General features: G+C 73.4%; 2 protein-coding genes and 1 pseudogene. 2 read left to right on the top strand and 1 reads right to left on the bottom strand.

Annotation, left to right across the window (positions count from 1 at the left end):
- Positions 1 to 2,168: pseudogene (locus IH13_RS37085) on the top strand (ComEC/Rec2 family competence protein); the annotation flags it as partial.
- A gap of 385 nt (positions 2,169 to 2,553) precedes the next feature.
- A complete protein-coding gene (locus IH13_RS0109295) occupies positions 2,554 to 3,438 on the top strand; it encodes a YceI family protein (protein WP_037841035.1) in 885 nt (294 codons plus the stop codon).
- Positions 3,439 to 3,486: 48 nt separating this feature from the next.
- Here the strand turns inward: IH13_RS0109295 and IH13_RS0109290 are convergent, their stop codons facing one another.
- Complete coding sequence (locus tag IH13_RS0109290) at positions 3,487 to 3,750, bottom strand: hypothetical protein (protein WP_051835806.1); 264 nt, start codon at positions 3,748 to 3,750, stop codon at positions 3,487 to 3,489.
- Positions 3,751 to 3,945: the final 195 nt, after the last annotated feature.

Here is a 3,945-nt window from a genome sequence, read left to right as displayed (position 1 = left end):
GCGCCGCGGCGGGCGCCACCGCCGCGGGGTTGCACGGGGCCGAGACCCGGAGCGGTCCCGTGCCCGGCCTGGCCCAGGGCTTCGCCCGCGCGGAGGCGGAGGTGACGGTCACGTCCGACCCCCGCAGGACCCGGCCGCAGGTCCGGGGCGACCACAGCACGCCCGTCTCCCTGCTCCTGGACGCCGAGATCACCCGGCTCACCGCGCCCGACGGCTCCGTCACCCGGCTGCGCACCCCGGTGCTCGTCATGGTCGCGCCCGGGCAGGCCGCCGACCGGCTGTCCTCCGGATCAGCGGTCGGCTGGCCCCGCCGCGCCACGAGGGGGAGCGCATCGCGGCCGTGGTCCGCGCGGACGCGGGCGCCCCGCCCGAGGTCATCAGGGAGCCGACGCTCGTGCAGCGTGCCGCGGGGCGGCTGCGGTCCGGTCTGCGGCAGGCCACGGACGGGCTCGGCCCCGATGCGCGGGCGCTCCTGCCGGGGCTGGTGGTCGGTGACACCTCCCGGGTGACGCCTGACCTCCACGACGCGTTCAAGGCCACCGATCTCACTCATCTGCTGGCGGTCTCGGGTGCCAATCTGTCGATCCTCCTCTTTCTCCTCATCGGGCCCCCGGGGTCCGCCCTGCGCAGCGAACGCCGGGGCCTGGCGCCGAGGTTGGGCATCTCGCTGCGCCTGACCGCGCTGACCGGGGGAGTCATCGCCCTCGCCTTCGTGATCGTCTGCCGCCCCGAGCCGAGCGTCCTGCGCGCGGCGGCCTGCGGACTGATCACCTTGCTCGCCATCGGTACGGGCCGCCGCAGATCACTGATTCCGGCCCTGGCCACGGCAGTTCTGCTGCTGGTGCTCTACGACCCCTGGCTGGCCCGCAGTTACGGTTTCCTGCTGTCCGTACTGGCCACCGGGGCGCTGCTGGTCCTCGCCCCGGGGTGGAGCAGTGCCCTGCAACGTCACGGTGTCCCGCCGAGACTCGCCGAGGTGCTGGCCGCCGCGGGTGCCGCCCAGGCGGTCTGTGCCCCCGTGGTCGTCGTCCTCGCCTCCCGGGTGAGCCTGGTGGCGGTCCCCTGCAACCTGCTGGCGGAGTTCGCCGTCGCACCCGCCACGGTCCTGGGCTTCGCCGCGCTCGCCGTGGCCCAGGTGTCGATGCCGTCGGCCCAACTGCTGGCCACGGTGGCCGGCTGGCCGGTCGGATGGATCGCGTCGGTGGCCCGTACCGGAGCGTCCCTGCCGGGGGCGCAGGCCGACTGCGCTGCTGGCAGCCGTCACCGCCGTACTGGTGCTGTCCGCCCGTCGTCTGGCCCGGCATCCCTGGGTCTGCTCGGCCGCCGCGCTCGTCCTGGTCCTCGCGGTGCTCAGACCCGTACCGCTCACGAGGATCATGACCGGGTGGCCGCCGCCCGGCTGGGCGTTCGCCCTGTGCGACGTGGGCCAGGGGGACGCCATGGTGCTCGCCGCCGGAGAGGGCACCGGAGTCGTCGTCGACACCGGCCCGGACCCCCGGCCGGTCGACCGGTGCCTGCGCGACCTCGGCATCACGCGTGTGCCGCTTCTGCTGCTGACCCACTACCACGCCGACCACGTACGGGGCCTGCCCGGGGTGCTGCGAGGACGGGAGGTCGGGGCCGTCCAGACGACGGCCCTCCAGGAACCGGCGGAACAGGCGGCGTTCGTGAGGAGGACGGCTGCGGCGGCACACGTCCCGGTGGTCCCGGCCGTGCCGGGGGAGCGCCGCCGCTTCGGACCGCTCGACTGGCAGGTCCTCTGGCCGGCTGCCCCGGTACCGGGTGCCGCACCGTACTCCCCGACGGAGCCCAACGATGCCAGCCTCACCCTGTTCGCGCGGTCCGGTGCGCTGACCCTGCTGCTCCTCGGTGACCTGGAACCGCCCGCCCAGCAAGGGGTCATACGCACCTATCCGGCGCTGCCCCGGGTGGACGTCCTCAAGGTGGCGCACCACGGCTCCGCCTATCAGGACGCCGCGCTCCTGCGCAGCGCACGTCCCCGGCTCGCCCTCATCAGCTGCGGCACGGGCAATCCGTACGGACACCCGGCGGTGCGTACGGTCGAGGCGCTCCGAGCGGGTGGGGCGAAGGTCATGCGCACGGACACGGACGGGGCGATCGCGGTGTCGGGGGCCGGTGCCGGGCTGCGTGCGGCGGGCCGCTCGTGAACATCCCCGGTGTACCCCAGGGGGACGACGGCCAAGACGCGGGTCCGGGCACGGGGGCAGACTTCGGTCACGGCGCGGGGCGAGCGGTACGAGAGGCCGCCAGGCACCGACGCCGAGGCGCCGGCCCCGCCTACCGCCAGCATTTCCGGCTGCGGTTGCCCCACGTCCCGTGGTCCGCCCGAATCCGAACGCGTGACGGACGACGAGCGGAACCGCCAATTCGGACCTTCGGTATCACCTCGGCGCAACCCCCGTCGAGCTGCCGCGTTTGCCTCGAACGTCGCAACAGTGATCGAATGTCTTTTCGTCGGCGGGCCGCTGCTCCGACAACGACGTCCAGCTGTCAGGGGTCCGAGGTGAGAACCGCCCCTGGGAGTGCGTGTACATGTTCGGCCGTTTGCTAGGCAAGAAGGCGAGGCCCGGCGCCCCGTTCCACAGCGCCCTCGCGGGGCTACCGGTGCCGCCCACGGCCGGTCTGCTCAGTTGCCGGGTGCTGGACCCCGTGGGCGGGCCGGTGAAGCACGCCGAGTTCGCCGTCACCGACGCTTCCGGACGCAAGGTCGTCGGCGGTGAGACGGATCCGTTCGGCACCGTCGTCGCCACCGTTCCCTCGGGTGACTACCGGCTGGCCGTCACGGCGGAGGGCTTCACCCCGTTCCACAGTCCGGCCACCGTCCCCGAGGGCGGGCACGCCGGGCTCGGGGACGTCACCCTCCAGATGTCCCAGCCGCCCCAGCTTCCGGCTCCGGGGGACTGGGAGGTCGAGCCGATGCACTCCCAGATCGGTTTCACCGCGCGGCACATCGGTATGGCCCGCATCCGTGGCAGGTTCAACACCTTCGCCGGGGCGGTCCGGATCGCCGACCGCATGGAGGACTCCGCCATGCACGTGGTCATCGACGCCGCGTCGATCGACACGAACGTCCAGATGCGCGACGACCACCTGCGTTCCTCCGACTTCCTCGACGTCGGCCGCTACCCCACGCTGGAGTTCTACAGCGACCGCTTCGTCCACCGGGGCGGCAGCCGATGGGGGGTCAGCGGTGCGCTCACCCTGCACGGCGTGAGCCGCACGGTGACGCTGGACACCCGCTACCTCGGCCTGGGCAACGGCCTGGAGGGCGAGGTCCGTGCGGCCTGCCGTGCCACCACGGAGCTGCACCGCGAGGACTTCACCCTCACCTGGCAGACCATGCTCGCCCGTGGCATCGCCGTGGTCGGTTCCAGCATCGAGATCGAGATGGACATCCAGATCGTTCCCAAGGGCTGACCGGCCGCCGCCGGCGGATGAGGGTGGCGCCCGGTGGCCCGGGCGCCGTCACGGCGTCTCCAGCCACCCCTCGTACTCGGCGGCGAACGCGTCGAGGGCCGAGGCGTCCAGGCGTCCGGCCGGATCCTCCACCACCACCAGCCACTGGGCGTCCTCGGCGTCGTCCTCGCCGGCCAGGGCGTCCCGTACGAGCTGCGGTTCCTCGCTGACGCCGAAGCGGCCGGCCAGTTCCTCGGCCACGTCCTGGGCCGAGTCGCGGTCGGGCAGCACCAGCACATGTCTCACATCGCTCACCCGGCCATTCTCCGGCATCCCCGGCGCCGGTCGTCCCTCCGCCCCGGACCGGGGGGCGGAGGGGCTGGGAGGGGGCAGGGGAGGGGCAGGGGAAGGCCGCGTTGTCACCGGTGCGTGGGATGCTGGACGGCGATGGCCACCAGAAGGAATTCCACCGACGATCCGCTCGCCCCCGTCACGCTGGCCGTGGGCCAGGAGGACCTGCTCCTGGAC

This window comes from Streptomyces sp. NRRL WC-3549, from assembly GCF_000721935.1.
Classification (GTDB): Bacteria; Actinomycetota; Actinomycetes; order Streptomycetales; family Streptomycetaceae; genus Streptomyces.
The sequence above is the reverse complement of the archived record's forward strand: the minus strand, read 5'-3'. Positions and strand labels throughout refer to the sequence as shown.

Bases quoted from the DNA above. Each gene is read 5' to 3' on its own strand.
- IH13_RS0109295 (WP_037841035.1), top strand. From the start codon at position 2,554: ATGTTCGGCCGTTTGCTAGGCAAGAAGGCGAGGCCCGGCGCCCCGTTC.
- IH13_RS0109290 (WP_051835806.1), bottom strand. From the start codon at position 3,750: ATGCCGGAGAATGGCCGGGTGAGCGATGTGAGACATGTGCTGGTGCTG.